This is a genomic window from Streptomyces sp. NPDC005181 (assembly GCF_040608395.1).
GTDB lineage: Bacteria > Actinomycetota > Actinomycetes > Streptomycetales > Streptomycetaceae > Streptomyces.
Window position 1 is genome coordinate 24368 of the sequence record NZ_JBEXID010000062.1, and the last position, 17388, is coordinate 41755.

Genomic DNA, 17388 nt, shown 5'->3' on the forward strand with positions numbered 1-17388 from the left:
TTCTCCTTCTCCGAGGTGTCGGAGAAGTGAACTTATTTCTTGATCGACCGAAATCAAACATACGTTTGAGTCATACTGTCGGATCCATCAGCGCCAGGAATCCTGCCACCGTCGCGGCCATCGCCTCGCGGCCCGGGACGAGGTACTTGCGCGGGTCGACGCCCGTCGGGTTCTCGGCCAGGTAGGCGCGCACCGCGCCCGTGAATGCCGTGTTCAGGGCCGTGCCCACATTGATCTTGCGCATGCCGGAGGCGACCGCCTGGCGGATCTCGTCGTCCGGGACGCCACTGGAGCCGTGCAGCACCAGCGGGACCGTGACCGCGTCGCGCAGCTGCCCGATCAGGGCGTGGTCCAGGGCGGCGGTGCGTTCGGTCATCGCGTGCGAGGAGCCGACCGCGACGGCCAGCGCGTCCACGCCGGTCGCCGCGACATAGGCGGCGGCCTCGGCCGGGTCCGTGCGGACGCCGGGGGCGTGGGCGTCGAGTGGGGCCTCGCCCTCCTTGCCGCCTACCTTGCCGAGCTCCGCCTCGATCCAGATCCCGCGCTCGTGGCCCCAGGCCACCGCGTCGGCTGTGGCCCGCACGTTCTCCTCGTACGGAAGCTTCGAGGCGTCGAACATGACCGAGCCGAAGCCCTCCGCGTGCGCCTGGTACAGCAGGTCGACCGACTCGACGTGGTCGAGGTGGAGGGCGAGCTGTGCGCTGGAGGCGCGGGCGACGGCGGCCGACGCGGCGGCGATCGCGGAGAGCCGGCCGCCGTGGAACTTCACGGCGTTCTCGGAGATCTGCAGGATGGCGGGCGCCCCGGCGCGCTCCGCGCCCGCGGCGATGGCCTCCGCGTGCTCCAGCGTGATGACGTTGAAGGCGGCGATCCCGCGGCGGTCGGCCTGGGCGGCCGAGACGAGTTCACCGGTGCTGATGAGCGGCATGCTGACCCCTGAAACTTCTGATGGTGCGGGATGGTGCTGGAGCGTGCTGTGCGGCTCAGGCCGTCGTCGGTGCGTACTCCTCGACACCGACGCGCGACAGCAGCTCGTCGTACGCTGCCCGGTCGAACTCCCCGGCCGCCGGGGCCAGCACCGTCGCCGTTGACAGTGCCACCGCCCTGCGCAGCCGGTCCGGCCAGCTCAGGCCCTCGACGAGCCCGGACAGCAGTCCGGCCACCGCGGAGTCGCCCGCCCCGGTCGGGTTGCCCGCGACCCGGGCGGGCGGCGCGGCCCGCCAGGTGCCGTCGCGTGTGACGGCGAGCATGCCGTCCGCGCCGAGCGAGGCTATGACGCCGTGCGCACCGCGGCGGCGGGCGTCGCGGGTGGCGCGCAGCGGTTCGCGGGAGCCGGTGAGCCGGGCGAGCTCGTCGGCGTTCGGCTTGATCAGGTCGGGGCGGGCGGCAATGCCCCGGCGCAGCGGTTCGCCGCTGGTGTCGAGAAGGACGGGGACGTCGGCGGTGCGGGCCAGGCGGACCAGTTCGGCGTACGCGCCGACGTGGATGCCGGGCGGCAGGCTGCCGCAGAGGGCGACCGCGTCCGCTTCGCCGAGGAGCTTTCGGTACGTGGTGAGGAAGGCGGCCCATTCGCCGGTGGTGACGAGCGGGCCCGGTTCGTTGAGCTGGGTGGTGTCGCCGGTGGACGCGTCGACGACGGCGATGGTGCGGCGGGTGTTCCCGGCGACGGCGACGAGTGCGTCGCGCGGCGGGAGGCCGGCCAGCAGGTCGCGGAGCACTGCTCCGGTGGCGCCTCCGGCGAAGCCGGTGACCACGGTCTCGTGGCCGAGCGTGGAGAGCACCCGGGCCACGTTGAGGCCCTTGCCGCCGGGGCGTTCCGAGATGTCGCCGACGCGGTGGCTGGTGTGCGGCACCAATGCCGGTACGCCGTAGGTCAGGTCGAGTGCCGTGTTCAGCGTGACCGTGAGGATCACCTCGGTCACTCCTTCGATCCGTGCCGGAACGCGGATCCCTTGCCAGAACGCGCTTTCCCTGCTGTTTACGAAGCGATCATGCCAAAGAGACGGCGGTCGGCCCAGACCTCGGGACCAACCGCCTTCTCTTCGTTACGTATACGACCCGCCGTCAATAATGGGCAGAATTACGCAAGATGGGGCTCAATGAGCCAATCGCCCTTGCGCATGACGCCCTTGAGCGCGAAGTCCGCGTCCAGGACCACCAGGTCGGCGTCCTTGCCCGGCTCCAGCGAGCCGACCCTGTCGTACACGCCGAGCAGGCGCGCCGGGTTGGCGGAGAGGGACTGCACGACGTCGTCGACCGGGATCCTGTCGAGAGTGACGGCACGGCGGAACGCGGTGTCCAGGGTGAGCGTGGAGCCCGCGATCGAGCCGCCCTCGACGAGCCGGGCGACGCCGTCCTTGACCTCGACGGCGAGCGGGCCCAGCTGGTACTGACCGTCGCCGAAGCCGGCCGCGTCCATCGCGTCCGTGATCAGCGCGACGCGGGCGGCGCCCGCGTGGTGGTAGGCCAGCTCCAGGGCAGCCGGGTGCAGATGTGTGCCGTCGTTGATCAGCTCGACGGTGATCCGCTCGTCCTCCAGGAGCGCGGCGATCGGGCCGGGCTCACGGTGGGCGAGCGGCGGCATCGCGTTGAACAGGTGGGTGGCGACGGTGGCGCCCGCGTCGATCGCCTCGACGGTCTGCTCGTACGTCGCGTCGGTGTGTCCGATCGCGGCGATCACCCCGTGCTCGGCGAGCAGCCGCACCGATTCGATGCCGCCCGGCAGTTCGGTGGCGAGCGTGAACATCTTCGCGGTGCCGCGCGCCGCGTCCACCAGCTTGCGGACCTCGGCCGGGTCCGGGTGGCGCAGCAGCTTCTCGCTGTGTGCGCCCTTGCGGCACGGTGAGATGAACGGGCCCTCGAAGTGGATCCCGGCCAGATCGCCCTGTTCGACGAGCTCGGAGAGGATGCCGGCCCGCTGGGCGAGGAAGTCCATCTCGCCGGTGACGGTGGAGGCGACCAGGGTGGTGGTGCCGTGCTCGCGGTGGGTGCGGACGCCGGTGAGGACCTCGTCCACGGTGCCGGAGGTGAAGGATGCGCCGCCGCCGCCGTGGTTGTGCATGTCGACGAAGCCGGGCACGACCCAGTGGCCGGTCAGATCGACGGTCCGGGCGCCCTCGTGTGCACTGCCGGCGATCCGGGTGCCCTCGACGATCACCCGTCCGTTCTCGACGGTCCCGGTGGGAAGAACCACCTTGGCCCCTGCGAGAACCGTGCTGTCTGCGCGTCCGGCCATCAGGCGGATACCTCCGTGGAGAGAAGATCCCAGGCGAGCAGCCCTGCACCCAGGCATCCGGCGGTGTCCCCGAGGGCCGCCGGGACGATGTGGGGCAGCTTCTGGAACGTGACGCGTTCCTCGACGGCCGCACGGAGTGGTACGAACAAGGTTTCCCCTGCCTCTGCGAGTCCGCCACCGATGATGAGCGTTCGAGGGTCCAGCAGGGTGAGCGCGGTGACCAGCCCGGCGGCGAGTGCGTCGACCGCGTTCCGCCAGACCCGTACGGCCGCGGGATCGCCCGACGCGACGGCCTTCGCGCAGTCCGCCGCATCGGCCTCGAGGTCGCCCGACGCGGTGGCCCAGGCGCGGCTGACCGCGGAGGCGGAGGCCAGGGTCTCCAGACAGCCGCGCTGTCCGCAGCCGCAGTCCGGCCCGTCCGGCCGGACGACGATGTGCCCGATCTCGCCCGCGTATCCGTGCGCGCCCGCCTCGATGGTGCCCGCGATGCCGATGGCCCCGGCGATCCCGGTGCCCAGCGGTACGAAGAGGAAGCGGTCGGCGCCCTTGCCCGCGCCGATCCGGCCCTCGGCGAGGCCGCCGGTCCTGACGTCGTGGCCGAGCGCGACGGGCACTCCACCGAGCCGCTCGCCGAGCTTGTCCCTCATCGGTACGTCGCGCCAGCCGAGGTTCGAGGCGTAGACCGCGATCCCGTTCTCCGCGTCGACGATGCCGGGCACGGCGACACCGGCCGCGGCGGCGCTCTCGCCGAAGTGTTCCTCGCCGTGGGCGCGCAGCTCCGCGGCGAAGGCGAGGATCGACTCCACGACGGCGTCGGGTCCGCGCTCCCTGCCGGTCGCGCGCCGGGCCTCGTGCAGCAGGGTGCCGTCGGCCCCGACCAGGGCGGCCTTCATTCCGGTGCCGCCCACATCGAGGGCGATGACGTGTTTCACGGGAGACAGTTTCGCCCGCCGGACCCCGATAGGTCTAGTCCACTATCGCTGTTTGTTGCGCATCCATACAAAACGAAGCGGGCGGTCGGCGCGGCCGAGGGCTCAGGGCGCCAGGATCACGCTGCGCGAGAGATTGCGCGGGTGGTCCGGGTCGTATCCCTTCGATTCCGCGATCTTGACCGCGAGCCGCTGGGCCCTGATCAGATCGGCCATCGGGTCGGCCGTGGCATGGGCGACCAGGGTGCCGCCGACCCCCGCGACCTCGCCCGCGAGCCCCTCGGGCAGTGCGCCGAACACCCACGTGACGCGGTTCGGTCCGGTGATCGAGATCGGTCCGTGGCGGTACTCCATCGCCGGGTACGCCTCGGTCCAGGCGCCCGCCGCCTCGCGCATCTTGAGTCCGGCCTCCTGGGCCAGCCCGTAGGTCCAGCCGCGTCCCAGGAACGTCCACTGCTCGGCCGCGACGACCGCCTCCGCCAGCGGCTCCGTCACCGCGAGCTCCGCGTCGACCGCTGCCTCGGCGACCGTCTTCACCCCCGCCGGAAGCGGGCCCGCGGCCTCCAGACCGGCCCGCAGGAAGGCCAGCGCGGTGGTGGCGAACCGGGTCTGGACGACCGACTCCTCGTCCGCCCAGTCCAGTACGGCCACGACGTCGGCGGCTTCCCTCACGGGCGTCTTCGGGTCGGCGGTCAGCGCGACGGTGGTCACCTTGCCGCGCAGCTCACCGAGGAGGTCGAGCACCTCGGTCGTCGTACCGGAGCGGGTGATCGCCACGACCCGGTCGTACGGACGTCCCGCGGGGAACTCCGAGGAGGCGAACGCATCGGTCTCGCCCTGCCCGGCCGCCTCGCGCAGCGCCGCGTACGCGATCGCCATGAACCAGGAGGTGCCGCACCCGGTGACGGCGACGCGCTCACCCGGCCGCGGCAGTCCGTCGAACACGGCCCCTGCCTCCGCGGCACGCCGCCAGCAGTTGGGCTGGGTGGCAATCTCTGATGCGGTACGGGACATGCTGGACGGCTCCTCGGTGCGTGGGGGAACGGTAACGACGGGTCGGTGCAGAACAGCGGGCACGGAAAGGTGCAGACCATGAAGTGCCGTGTGCCGACATGTACTTAACAGTCGGTCCCGTTCCCGTGCAATGACACCCGGACCATCCGGACACAGGTCCGGTTATGTTGCAGAAGCGATACTTCTCTGGTGTAGACCTTCCTCGGCGACATGGGTAAAAATCGCAGCTCATCCGGACGGTCGGGTGTTCACCTAATCGATGAGGATGGACTGGCTGTGCAGCGGCACTACTTGGGACTGACCGCGGCGGTAGCCGCACTCGGCATGGTGGCAACGTTGTCGGGCTGCGGCACCGGCAGCGGAGCGGGGGACGTCACCCTCAAACTTGTCGCGGCCGACTACGGCAACAGCGCGGCGAACAGCTCCGAGAAGTACTGGGACGAACTCGCCAGGAACTTCGAGGCGTCCCACGACGGCATCAAGGTCGACGTCAACGTCTATTCGTGGAAGGACGTCGACCGCAAGGTCGCCGAGATGGTGAAGAAGGGTCAGGCCCCGGACATCGCGCAGATCGGTGCCTACGCGGACTACGCCAAGGCCGGGAAGCTCTACAGCGCCGACGACATGCTCGCCATCCGCACCCAGGCGAACTTCCTGCCGCGGCTGGCCGATGCGGGCGAGTACAACCAGACCCAGTACGGACTGCCGTTCGTCGCCAGCACCCGGCTGCTCTTCTACAACAAGAAGTTCTTCAGCCAGGCGGGCCTGGACGCCCCGAAGACCTGGGACGACATCCGTGACGACGCTGCGGTGCTCAAGCAGCGTGGCGTCACCTACCCGTTCGCGCTGCCGCTCGGTCAGGAGGAGTCCCAGGCCGAGACGATGATGTGGCTGCTCAGCGGAGGTGGCGGCTACACGGACGACGTCGGCTCGTACGACATCGCCTCGGCCGAGAACGTCAAGGCGTTCGACTGGCTGAAGACGAACCTGGTCGACAAGGGGCTGGTCGGACCGGTGGCTCCCGGAAAGCTGGACCGGGCGAAGGCGTTCGAGGCGTTCACGAGCGGCAAGGTCGGAATGCTCAACGGGCACCCCACGCTGATGCAGGAGGCCGAGCAGAAGGGCGTGCAGGTCGGCATGGTGCCGCTGCCCGGCATCAGCGGCCCGACCGAGGGGTCGATGGGCGTCGCCGACTGGATCATGGGCTTCAAGCAGAACAACCACCGTCAAGCCATCGGTAAATTCTTCGACTACATGTTCGATGACAAGAACGTGGTGGCCTTCGCCGACGAGTACGACCTGCTGCCGGTCACCGACAGCGCGTCCGCGGTGATGGAGACGGACGCCAAGCACAAGTCGCTGCGGAAGTTCCTTGAGGCGCTGCCGAACTCGGATTTCTACCCCGTCGGCAAGACGTCGTGGGCGCGCACGAGCGAACTGATCAAGCAGAACATCGGCAAGGCGGTGGAGCCGGGCGGCAGTCCGGCGGGTGTGCTGGCCGAGATCGCGCGAGGGGCGGCGGCAGCAGAAGCGGCGAAGTAGCGGGATGCGGCGCGGGCATTATGTTGGCTGATATGACCGCCCCCGAGAACGACTCCCCCGGTGCGGAGAGCCCGGACACGACGCAGCCGGGGCTCTCCGAGCGGGAGCGTGCGGTACTGGCCGTGGAACGGCGGTCGTGGCCCGGGCCGGGCGCGAAGGAGCGGGAGATCCGTGAGGGGCTGGGGATCTCGCCGACACGCTACTACCAGCTGCTGAATGCGTTGCTGGATGACCGGCGGGCGCTGGAGGAGGACCCGGTGACGATCAACCGGCTGCGGCGTGTGCGGGAGGCCCGGCGCGGGAGGCGGTAGCCGGGGGCTGGCCCCCGGCTCCGGGAAGGGGCGGGCAGGGGAGCAGGCCCGCCGCAGGCGCAGCCGTAGCCGCCCTGCGTCGCCCCCGATAGGCTCGCCCCATGGGAAGCAACCCAGAGCAGCCCCTCCCCATCCCCACCACACAGGCCGGCCGCGAAGGCCTCGCCGCCCTCCTGGCCCGGCCCGACCGCGCCGTGGTCGCCCTCGATTTCGACGGCACCCTCGCCGACATCGTCCCGGACCCGGACCAGGCCCGCGCTCACCCCGGCGCCGTCGAGGCCATCGCCGCGCTCGCCCCGAAGGTCGCCTCCGTCGCCGTGATCACCGGCCGCCCGGCCGGCGTCGCGGTCCGGTACGGCGGCTTCGCGGGCGTCCCGGGCCTCGACCACCTCGTCGTCCTCGGCCACTACGGTGCGGAACGCTGGGATGCCGTCTCCAGCACCGTTCACGCCCCCGCCCCGCACCCCGGAGTGGCGGCGGTCCGAGCCGAACTCCCGGGCGTGCTGGACCGGTTCGACTCCTGGCACGGCACATGGATCGAGGAGAAGGGACAGGCGGTCGCCGTCCACACGCGCCGCGCCGCCGACCCGCAGGCCGCATTCGAGGCGCTGCGTGGCCCGCTCGGGCGGCTCGCGGCCCGGCACGGGCTGATCGTCGAACCGGGGCGCCTCGTCCTGGAACTGCGCCCGCCCGGCATGGACAAGGGCGTGGCGCTCGCCGAGTACGTGCGGGAGACGGACGCCGAGTCCGTCCTGTACGCCGGGGACGACCTGGGGGACCTCGCCGCGTACGCCGCCGTGGAGAAGCTCCGCACCGAGGGCCCCGACGGCATCCCGGGTCTGCTGGTGTGCAGCGGAAGCGCCGAAGTGCCGGAACTGGCCGAGCGGGCCGACCTGTTGGTGCCGGGTCCGGGGGCCGTGGTCGACTTCCTCGCGGACCTCGCCCGGCGCCTCTGAACGGCCGCCCCGAACCATCGCCCCGAACCATCGACCCGAACCATCGCCCCGGACGGTCACTCCTGCCGCAGCTCCTCCAGCTGCTCCAGGAACCATCGCTGCGGCGGCAACGCAGTCGCCGCCGCAGCCAGCCGCTTCGACCGCTCCGCCCGCTCCCCGTCCGGCATCGTCAGCGCCTCGTGCAGCGCGGCGGCCGTCGCCGACACGTCGTACGGGTTCACCACGATCGCGTCCGCGCCCAGCTCCTCGTACGCCCCCGCCTCCCGCGACAGCACCAGCGCGCAGCCCTGGTCGGAGACCACCGGGACCTCCTTCGCGACCAGGTTCATGCCGTCGCGGATCGGGTTGACGAGCGCCACGTCCGCCAGCCGGTACGCCCCCAGCGAGCGCGCGAAGTCGTCGTTCACATGCAGCAGGACCGGGGTCCAATCGGGCGTTCCGTACGCCTCGTTGATGTCGTCAGCCAGCCGCTGCACCTCGGCCGTGTACTCCCGGTACACCGCCAGGTCCTGCCGCGACGGGTACGCGAACGCCACATGCACCACCCGCTCGCGCCACTGCGGGCGGGTGTTCAGCAGCTCCCGGTACGCCAGCAGACCGCGCACGATGTTCTTGGACAGTTCCGTACGGTCGACCCGCACGATCGTCTTCCGGCCGGTGCCGCCCACCTGCTCCCGCAGGATCGCCATGCGTTCGTCCACGTCCGGCTGGTGCGCGCGACGGCGCAGGAAGTCCGCGTCCGCGCCGAGGCCGTGCACGCCGATCCTCGTCCGGCCGGTGCCGCCCAGGACCTCCGTGCAGCACGCGGTGAACGCGTCCGCCCATCGCCGGGTCAGGAACGCCGCCCGGTCCGCGCCGAGCATGCCGCGGAGCAGCTGCTCCGCGATGTCGTCGGGCAGCAGGCGGAAGTAGTCGACCGGGGCCCACGGGGTGTGCGAGAAGTGACCGATCCGCAGGTCGGGGCGGAGGCCGCGGAGCATGCCGGGGACCAGGGCCAGGTGGTAGTCCTGCACCAGCACCGCCGCGCCTTCGCCCGCCTCCTCGGCGAGCGCCTGTGCGAAGGCCAGGTTGTACGCCTCGAACGACGCCCACTGCCGGCGGAACTCCGCGTCGAAGACCGGCTCCAGCGGCGTCTGGTACAGCATGTGGTGGACGAACCAGAGCACCGAGTTCGCGATGCCGTTGTACGCGTCGGCGTGCACATCGGCGTCGATGTCGAGCATCCGTACGCCCGGCTCGGCGATCCCGCGCCGGACCGCCTCCCGGTCCCCGTCGCCGAGCGCCGCGCAGACCCACAGCTTGTCCTCGACGGCGCTCAGCCCGGAGACGAGCCCGCCGCCGCCCCGTTTGGCGCTGATCGAACCGTCCTCGCTCAGTGCGTACGAGACCGGGCCGCGGTTGGAGGCGACGAGTACCTGGGCAGCAGACGTGATCACGTGCTCGGAGACCATGTTGCGGAATCTAGCCCGATCGCGAACCGCCCAAACGTGCGAAGTCAGGCCACCTCAGGCGGCGCGGCGCGAAACGTACTCCCTGATCTCCTGCATCGGCGGCCGCTCCTCCGTGTCCACGGCGTGCGTACGCGGAACGAAGCCGGTCTCACCCCGTTCGAACTGGGTGAGGGATGGTCGTACCAAGTGGCCGCGGGAAAGGCGCAGTTGGGCCGTCCGGTAGATCGCCGCCGCCATCCGGCCCAGCGCCTGCCCGTCCTGATGGCGGTGTTTCCTCACCCCCACATCGACCTGTGCCAGCGCGTCCAGCCCCACGGTGTGCAGCGCATCCACGAGCAGGCCCAGTTCCACTCCGTAACCGACCGGGAACGGCAGCCGCTCCAGCAGTGAACGCCGCACCGCGTACTCGCCGCCCAGCGGCTGGACGAAGCCGGCCAGCTGCGGCCAGTGCAGATTGAGCAGCGGGCGGGCCACCAGTTCGGTGACGCGACCGCCCTGACCTGCCGTGTCTCCGAGCGGGCGGTCGTACATCGCCTTGACGAACTGCACCTCGGGATCGGTGAGCAGCGGGCCGATGATGCCGGAGACGAATTCCGCGGAGAAGTCCTTCAGGTCGGCGTCTATGAAGCAGACGATGTCACCGCCGGTGACCAGGAGCGATCGCCAGAGGACCTCGCCCTTGCCGGGCAGCGCGGGAATCCGGGGGAGTATGTCGTCACGGTGCACCACCCGGGCGCCCGCCTTCCGGGCGACCTCCGCGGTGGCGTCCGTCGACCCGGAGTCGATCACCAGCAGCTCGTCGACCAGCTGGACCTTCTCCATCAGCTCGGCCCGGATCGTCTCGACGATCGCGCCGACCGTCGCCTCCTCGTTGAGGGCGGGCAGCACGACGCTCACACTCCCGCGCCGCGGATCCCTGGCCCTGGCGGCGACGAGCCGGTCCAGCGGGCGGTCGGCGGCCGACCAGGAACGCCTGGTCAGCCAGCGTTCGACCTCTTCCAGCACGGTCGATACTCCCTGTATGTGATCCATCTCGCGGTTCGGACGGCTCTCTCAACCGTCCGGTGCTTCGGTTACAGTCTTGAACAACGCGGATGACCCTCGCATGTCGGGGTCCTCCGCCGATAAATGCCTGGATCGGTGATCCAGTGCCACAGCGCTCATCCAGAGGGACTGAGGGAACGGCCCGTTGAAGTCCCGGCAACCCTCCTGCCGACCGCGAGGTCAGGTGGGGAAGGTGCCAATTCCGTCTCGTGGCGAAATGCGTCGCGAGGAAGATGAGGAGAAAGGGCCTCGCCATCATGGCTACGCAGACCGTTGCAGTGAGCACCAATTCTTCCGCCGACGCCGACGCTGTCGACCTCGGTCCCGCCGCGGCACTTTCCTGCCGCGAGTGCGGAGAGCGATTCGAGCTCGGTCCCCTTTTCGCCTGCGCGACCTGTTTCGGGCCGCTCGAAGTGGCGTACGACCTGCCGAGCGGCTCCCCGGACGAGCTGAAGAAGCGCATCGAGGCCGGGCCGAACAACATCTGGCGTTACGCGCCGCTGCTGCCGGTCCCCGCCGATGTCGCGGACAAGCCCAACATCAACCCCGGCTTCACCAAGCTGGTCAAGGCCGACAACCTCGCCCGCGAACTGGGCGTCACCGGCGGTCTGTACGTCAAGGACGACTCCGGCAACCCGACGCACTCCTTCAAGGACCGCGTCGTCGCGATCGCCGTCGAGGCCGCCCGCGCCTTCGGTTTCACCACCCTCTCCTGCTCCTCCACCGGCAACCTCGCCGGCGCCGTGGGCGCGGCGGCCGCCCGGGCCGGCCTGCGGTCCTGCGTGTTCATTCCGCACGACCTGGAGCAGGGCAAGGTCGTCATGGCCGCGGTGTACGGCGGCGAACTGGTCGGCATCGAGGGCAACTACGACGACGTCAACCGCTTCTGCTCGGAGCTCATCGGCGACCCGCTCGGCGAGGGCTGGGGCTTCGTCAACGTCAACCTGCGCCCGTACTACGGGGAGGGCTCCAAGACGCTCGCGTACGAGATCTGCGAGCAGCTCGGCTGGCAGCTGCCCGACCAGCTCGTCATCCCGATCGCGTCCGGCTCGCAGCTCACGAAGATCGACAAGGGTCTGCAGGAGCTGATCAAGCTCGGGCTCGTCGAGGACAAGCCGTACAAGATCTTCGGTGCCCAGGCCGAGGGCTGCTCCCCCGTCTCCACGGCCTTCAAGGCCGGTCACGACGTGGTACGCCCCCAGAAGCCGAACACGATCGCCAAGTCGCTGGCGATCGGCAACCCGGCCGACGGCCCGTACGTCCTGGACATCGCCCGCCGGACCGGTGGCGCCGTCGAGGACGTCAACGACGAGCAGGTCGTCGACGCGATCAAGCTGCTGGCGCGCACCGAGGGCATCTTCGCGGAGACGGCGGGCGGGGTGACGGTCGGCGTGACGAAGAAGCTGATCGAGGCCGGTCTGCTGGATCCGACGCTCACCACCGTCGTCCTCAACACCGGTGACGGTCTGAAGACGCTGGACGCGGTCGCCCCGACCACCGGCCCGACGGCGACCATCCGGCCCAGCCTCGACGCGTTCCGCGACGCCGGCCTCGCCCGCAGCTGACCCGACCACCGAGACGTCCACCCGGGACGTCCACCCGAGACGCAAGGAAGGCACCCACATGAGCGTCAAGGTCCGTATCCCCACCATCCTGCGCACCTACACGGGCGGTCAGGCCGAGGTCCCGGCCGAGGGCACGACCCTCTCCCAGGTGATCGAGTCGCTGGAGCAGAACCACCCGGGCATCGCCGCGCGCGTCCTGGACGACCAGGGCAAGCTGCGCCGGTTCGTGAACGTGTACGTCAACGACGACGACGTGCGCTTCGAGGGCGGCCTGGAGACGGCCACCCCGGACGGCGCCGGCATCTCGATCATCCCGGCCGTCGCGGGCGGCTGCTGACCTTCCGTCGCCCCGGCACGGACCCTCCACCGGCCCCGCGGCCGACTCCACAGCGTCACCGGAATTGCCCCCTCTGCGAGCTAAGCGGAGGGGGCAATTCTGCATGGTTAAGCGCGGTACAGTTGGGAAGTCCCCTTCGCTGCCCGTGCCGACCGCATATGAGAATGCGCCCGCCCGCGACAAGATGCAGCCAAAGTGCACGAACTCCTTGCGCCATAAGTGGCCTTTGCCCGGCCCGAGTTGCCCTGGAATCGCATGAATTCCGCATATTCGGGCGTTCGGTGCTGCCCAGAATTCTCGTCCGATTGACCTGTTGCAGAGGGCAGTTGGGCAGATACATTCGGCCGCGGTCGACGCGTTCCGGCGCACACACCCTCTCCTGTCGGAGGGTGAGTTCTGACCCGGGCCCGCGAAGTGCGGTCCTGTGCAAGGGCCAGTAATAGGGGAGTTAGGCATGGCTCAGGGCACCGTCAAGTGGTTCAACGCGGAGAAGGGGTACGGCTTCATCGCGGTCGACGGTGGTGCGGATGTTTTCGTCCACTACAGCGCGATCCAGATGGACGGGTACCGCACCCTCGAAGAGGGTCAGCGAGTTGAATTCGAAATCTCGCAGGGCCAGAAGGGGCCGCAGGCGGACATGGTCAAGCTCGCCGTCGGCTGAGCTCGGCGCGGTCGGCCAACGACACTACTCACGCATGAAGGGCCCGTACCCCCAGGGGGGACGGGCCCTTCACGCGTCATGCGGCCGTCGCTCCGCGCGCCGTCGCCCGGTCCCCGCGTTGTCCACAACCGTCGGGGGCGCTTGCACTCGTGGGGGTCGAGTGCTAATCATTGCGTTAGCACTCTCCAGGTGAGAGTGACAGAACTTGGACCGGGCCGGTGAGGCCCGCAGGCTTGGTGGGGCAAGGAACCGCCAGGCAGGCAGGCCGTCCGTCGCGGGCGCCACTCGGTCCGGAGAAATCCACCCCTGTCCGGGAGGACCACTTCACATGGCCAAGATCATCGCGTTCGACGAGGAGGCACGGCGCGGTCTCGAGCGCGGGATGAACCAGCTCGCCGACGCCGTCAAGGTCACCCTTGGCCCCAAGGGCCGCAACGTCGTCCTCGAGAAGAAGTGGGGCGCGCCCACGATCACCAACGATGGTGTTTCCATCGCCAAGGAGATCGAGCTCGAGGACCCGTACGAGAAGATCGGCGCAGAGCTGGTCAAGGAAGTCGCCAAGAAGACGGACGACGTCGCCGGCGACGGTACGACCACCGCCACCGTTCTCGCCCAGGCGCTCGTCCGTGAGGGCCTTCGCAACGTTGCCGCGGGTGCAAACCCGATGGCCCTCAAGCGGGGCATCGAGAAGGCCGTCGAGGCCGTCTCCGCCGCTCTGCTGGAGCAGGCCAAGGACGTGGAGACCAAGGAGCAGATCGCTTCGACGGCCTCCATCTCCGCCGCCGACACCCAGATCGGCGAGCTCATCGCCGAGGCGATGGACAAGGTCGGCAAGGAAGGCGTCATCACCGTCGAGGAGTCCCAGACCTTCGGTCTGGAGCTGGAGCTCACCGAGGGCATGCGCTTCGACAAGGGCTACATCTCGGCGTACTTCGCCACCGACATGGAGCGCATGGAGTCGTCCCTGGACGACCCGTACATCCTGATCGTCAACTCCAAGGTCAGCAACGTGAAGGACCTCCTTCCGCTGCTGGAGAAGGTCATGCAGTCCGGCAAGCCGCTGCTGATCATCGCCGAGGACGTCGAGGGCGAGGCCCTGTCGACCCTGGTCGTCAACAAGATCCGTGGCACCTTCAAGTCCGTTGCCGTCAAGGCCCCGGGCTTCGGTGACCGCCGCAAGGCCATGCTCGGCGACATCGCCATCCTCACCGGTGGCACGGTCATCTCCGAGGAGGTCGGTCTCAAGCTCGAGAACGCCGGCCTGGACCTGCTGGGCCGCGCCCGCAAGGTCGTCATCACCAAGGACGAGACCACGATCGTCGACGGTTCCGGTGACAGCGACCAGGTTCAGGGTCGCGTCAACCAGATCCGTGCCGAGATCGAGAACTCCGACTCGGACTACGACCGCGAGAAGCTCCAGGAGCGCCTGGCGAAGCTGGCCGGCGGCGTGGCCGTCATCAAGGCCGGTGCCGCCACCGAGGTCGAGCTCAAGGAGCGCAAGCACCGCATCGAGGACGCCGTTCGCAACGCGAAGGCGGCCGTCGAGGAGGGCATCGTCGCCGGTGGTGGCGTGGCGCTGCTGCAGGCCTCCGCCGTCTTCGAGAAGCTGGAGCTCTCGGGTGACGAGGCGACCGGCGCCAACGCCGTCAAGCTGGCGCTGGAGGCCCCGCTCAAGCAGATCGCCGTCAACGGTGGTCTCGAGGGTGGCGTCGTCGTCGAGAAGGTGCGCAACCTGCCGATCGGTCACGGTCTGAACGCCGCGACCGGCGAGTACGTCGACATGATCGCCGAGGGCATTCTCGACCCGGCGAAGGTCACGCGCTCCGCTCTGCAGAACGCCGCGTCGATCGCCGCGCTGTTCCTGACCACCGAGGCCGTCATCGCCGACAAGCCGGAGAGGGCCTCTGCGGCCGCTCCGGGCGGCATGCCGGGCGGTGACATGGACTTCTGATCCTGACGGATCAGTAGTTTGGTCGCACATCGGCCCCCGGGACCTGTACTGGTCCCGGGGGCCGATGCCATGTCCGCGGCGGCAGTGGCGGTCGGTCAGCGGTCAGGAGAGTTTGCCGTCGTAGTCCGGGAGCTTGAACGTCCGCTCGGCGTGGCCGCCGACCAGGTCGCTGTCGTTGTTGCCGATATTGGCGATGATCGTGTAGCCCTTGGCCTCGATCTCGGCACGCTTGGCGGTCTTGTACGTGCTGACTTCATCGAAGAGGTCGGGCAGGTCGCGGACGTAGAGGCCGGTCACCGGGTAGCCGACCGCGGTGAGGTTGTACTGCGTCAGCGAGGCGATGATGCCCGGGCGGGCGGTGACGAAGAAGATGGCGACGCCTTGCGAGTCGGCGTACCGGACCAGATCGCGGACCTTGGCGATCGCAGGGGTCGGGAACGTCCAGAAGTAGTGGAAGTCCGTCTCCAGCGACGAGTTGTCGATGTCGAGGACGATCGCCGACTTCCGGCCCGCGGGGGTCTGCGCGATGCGCTGCTGGATGTAGGGGCGGGCCACGTCGATGACCGCGGCGACATCCCGCTGCCAGGTGTCGTAATCGATGCCCAGGATGGCGGCGTTGCCACCGGGGGCCCAGGACGCGGTGGTTGTCCCGGCGGTGGGCGAGGACACGGGGGTGGCCTGGGCGGCTGTGGCGGGCACGACGAGGGCGAGAACGGCGGCTGCGGTGGCGACGCCCGCCGTACGGGCGGACCTGGTACGGCTTCGACTTCGGCTCATGAGGGTGTCTCCTGGGTCGACTTTGACATGCACGCGCTCAACCCTCGGCCGGGTCGGGTCACATGTCTACTGGCCGGTAGGAAACTTTTCATGGACACGCCATGAATCGGACATAACCCTCTCGGATCGGGGGAGTGCGTGGTCCCTGCCCTGGACGTCCGGAGCAGGGACCACGCATCTCTCTGGAAGGAACAACTCCGTTAGTTGCTGACCCGCTTATAGCGGAGGGAGGTGTAGCCGCGGACGTCGGAGTAGACCTGGCCGACGGTTGCCGTCCCGATGAAGTCGATCCGCTGGGCCTGCAGGCGGATCGTCGTCGGCTTCTTCACTTTGATCAGCTCGCTGATCGGTGCGGTCTGGTTGCCACTCGCCTCGGCATCACCCGTGTTGCTGTCAATGATCTGGTTGACGAGTCGCTCGCTAGCCGGCACGGCTGTGCCGGACGTGACGTTCCACAGCCGTGCGGTGATGTACGTGTTGATCGGGGGAATACCTCCGAGACGCCCGCGGACGTCTGCGTCGAGTTCGTAGGTACCGGACCTGGGGAGGGTGACCTCCAGGGGAGTGTTGGTCCAGGCGCCGGCCGGCAGGTCGACTTGGGTGTGCAGATGCTCGATTCCTGTGGCCGCTGATGATGCGGGCGAAGCCGTGCTGGCGTCGCTCTGTGCAGCTACCGCGGCAGTGGTGCCCACAAGCAATGCTGCCACTGTGATGGCAGTGAAGCCGGTACGCGTGGTCGGCATGGTTCCTCCTGGATATAGGCCGATGCAATGTGCCTCTGCCAAGGTAGAAATCCACATATGAGGGATGTAGCCGCTGAAAGAGTGATGACAGCTCCCGAGGTAGCCATTCAGGAGCGGGCGCACGCCCCCTTGTTCCAGGCGCCGCTAATGGCTTGTCACGCGGCCTTGGGGGGGGGTATTCGGTCCACTGCCGGATGGGTGAGTCGGCGGCGAACTCTGTCTTCGGCTCGGCGTGGGCGTTGCGCCAGCGGATGTAAGCGGCGATGGCGGCGTTCTGTTCGTCGTGGGTGCGGTGGTCGGTGCCGTTGAGAGCGAAGTAGCGCAGGGCCGCGAACTCCGACTCGATCCAGTTCAGGCCGTTCCAGATCTCACCAGCGCGGACAGGGTCGCGGCCGCAGTCGGTCACGGCGAGATACGCCTCAACGTCCTCGACCTTGCGTCTGCCGCGGGTGATCGTCTATGCGGCGCGCACGCTTACCGATGAAGATGACCACGCGGCGCTCACCGCAATCGTGCAACTCAGGCGTCACGTGATTACGCCCTGCCTCCCGGGTCGGGGGACCATCGCGGCCCGCACCTCGGCCATCCGGTCGCGGACCCCGTCGGCCGGGATCCCGCGGCTGCCCGCCGGTACGGAGGTCTGCTCACCTCGGCATGGCCCGCACTCCCCGCCGGGCAGGGTCTCCGCCCGGCCCGGTGTGCCGCATTTCGCGCACTCCAGGACCCGCAGCGCGGCGGATGGGGTGGGCGGAGCGACCCGTTCGGGTGGCATTTTGGTGGTCAGACACCCCATGTCGTTGGGTGTCAAGCGGCATGGGGGTGGGCGTGGTGTGACCAGGCGGTTGCTTCGTCGTAGGTGGTGCGGGTTTTGA

The 17388-nt window shown here is 69.2% G+C and carries 16 protein-coding genes and 1 riboswitch; of the genes, 7 read left to right on the top strand and 9 right to left on the bottom strand.

Annotated features, from left to right (window positions below; all coding sequences use genetic code 11):
- Positions 1–70: 70 nt before the first annotated feature.
- The 5 genes from ABZV38_RS29225 to ABZV38_RS29245 form a co-directional block, all read right to left on the bottom strand.
- Complete coding sequence (locus tag ABZV38_RS29225; protein ID WP_356331437.1) at positions 71–928, bottom strand: class II fructose-bisphosphate aldolase; 858 nt, start codon at positions 926–928, stop codon at positions 71–73.
- A 55-nt stretch (positions 929–983) separates the two neighbouring features.
- Complete coding sequence (locus ABZV38_RS29230; RefSeq protein WP_356331453.1) at positions 984–1913, bottom strand: 1-phosphofructokinase family hexose kinase; 930 nt, start codon at positions 1911–1913, stop codon at positions 984–986.
- Positions 1914–2080: 167 nt separating this feature from the next.
- Complete coding sequence (gene nagA, locus ABZV38_RS29235; protein ID WP_356331438.1) at positions 2081–3235, bottom strand: N-acetylglucosamine-6-phosphate deacetylase; 1155 nt, start codon at positions 3233–3235, stop codon at positions 2081–2083.
- A complete protein-coding gene (locus ABZV38_RS29240) occupies positions 3235–4167 on the bottom strand; it encodes an ROK family protein (RefSeq protein ID WP_356331439.1) in 933 nt (310 codons plus the stop codon). Before ABZV38_RS29240 ends, nagA begins: the two co-directional genes overlap by 1 nt.
- 102 nt (positions 4168–4269) lie before the next feature.
- Positions 4270–5178 (bottom strand): sugar isomerase, encoded by a 909-nt coding sequence (locus ABZV38_RS29245; protein WP_356331440.1) that lies wholly within the window; start codon positions 5176–5178, stop codon positions 4270–4272.
- A gap of 324 nt (positions 5179–5502) precedes the next feature.
- Here ABZV38_RS29245 and ABZV38_RS29250 point away from each other — a divergent pair, with 324 nt between their 5' ends.
- The 3 genes from ABZV38_RS29250 (at position 5503) to otsB (ending at position 7987) form a co-directional block, all read left to right on the top strand.
- On the top strand, positions 5503–6720 hold the full coding sequence (locus ABZV38_RS29250) for an extracellular solute-binding protein (RefSeq protein ID WP_356331454.1): 1218 nt from the start codon (positions 5503–5505) through the stop codon (positions 6718–6720).
- 32 nt (positions 6721–6752) lie between these two features.
- On the top strand, positions 6753–7031 hold the full coding sequence (locus ABZV38_RS29255) for a DUF3263 domain-containing protein (protein WP_356331441.1): 279 nt from the start codon (positions 6753–6755) through the stop codon (positions 7029–7031).
- A 101-nt stretch (positions 7032–7132) separates the two neighbouring features.
- Complete coding sequence (otsB, locus tag ABZV38_RS29260) at positions 7133–7987, top strand: trehalose-phosphatase (RefSeq protein ID WP_356331442.1); 855 nt, start codon at positions 7133–7135, stop codon at positions 7985–7987.
- 56 nt (positions 7988–8043) lie between these two features.
- Here the strand turns inward: otsB and ABZV38_RS29265 are convergent, their stop codons facing one another.
- Together ABZV38_RS29265 and ABZV38_RS29270 are read right to left on the bottom strand one after the other, a co-directional pair.
- Positions 8044–9438, bottom strand: a complete 1395-nt coding sequence (locus ABZV38_RS29265) for a trehalose-6-phosphate synthase (protein WP_356331443.1) — start codon at positions 9436–9438, stop codon at positions 8044–8046.
- A gap of 54 nt (positions 9439–9492) precedes the next feature.
- A complete protein-coding gene (locus ABZV38_RS29270) occupies positions 9493–10443 on the bottom strand; it encodes a glucosyl-3-phosphoglycerate synthase (protein ID WP_356331444.1) in 951 nt (316 codons plus the stop codon).
- Positions 10444–10595: 152 nt separating this feature from the next.
- Positions 10596–10722: riboswitch (SAM riboswitch) on the top strand.
- 17 nt (positions 10723–10739) lie between these two features.
- Between ABZV38_RS29270 and thrC the strand changes: the two genes are divergently transcribed.
- The 4 genes from thrC to groL all read left to right on the top strand — a co-directional run bounded on the left by thrC (position 10740) and on the right by groL (position 14996).
- On the top strand, positions 10740–12047 hold the full coding sequence (thrC, locus tag ABZV38_RS29275) for a threonine synthase (RefSeq protein ID WP_356331445.1): 1308 nt from the start codon (positions 10740–10742) through the stop codon (positions 12045–12047).
- Between the two features lie 58 nt (positions 12048–12105).
- Complete coding sequence (locus ABZV38_RS29280; RefSeq protein ID WP_356331446.1) at positions 12106–12384, top strand: MoaD/ThiS family protein; 279 nt, start codon at positions 12106–12108, stop codon at positions 12382–12384.
- A 454-nt stretch (positions 12385–12838) separates the two neighbouring features.
- Positions 12839–13045, top strand: a complete 207-nt coding sequence (locus ABZV38_RS29285) for a cold-shock protein (RefSeq protein ID WP_003967346.1) — start codon at positions 12839–12841, stop codon at positions 13043–13045.
- Between the two features lie 328 nt (positions 13046–13373).
- Positions 13374–14996 carry a chaperonin GroEL gene (groL, locus tag ABZV38_RS29290; protein WP_356331447.1) on the top strand — a complete coding sequence of 541 codons (1623 nt, stop codon included), beginning with the start codon at positions 13374–13376 and terminating at the stop codon, positions 14994–14996.
- 102 nt (positions 14997–15098) lie between these two features.
- Here groL and ABZV38_RS29295 read toward each other — a convergent pair whose 3' ends face one another.
- Entirely contained in the window at positions 15099–15773 is a 675-nt protein-coding gene (locus ABZV38_RS29295; RefSeq protein ID WP_356331448.1) for an HAD family acid phosphatase, read from the bottom strand.
- 200 nt (positions 15774–15973) lie between these two features.
- On the bottom strand, positions 15974–16516 hold the full coding sequence (locus tag ABZV38_RS29300) for a hypothetical protein (RefSeq protein ID WP_356331449.1): 543 nt from the start codon (positions 16514–16516) through the stop codon (positions 15974–15976).
- Positions 16517–17388 lie beyond the last annotated feature (872 nt).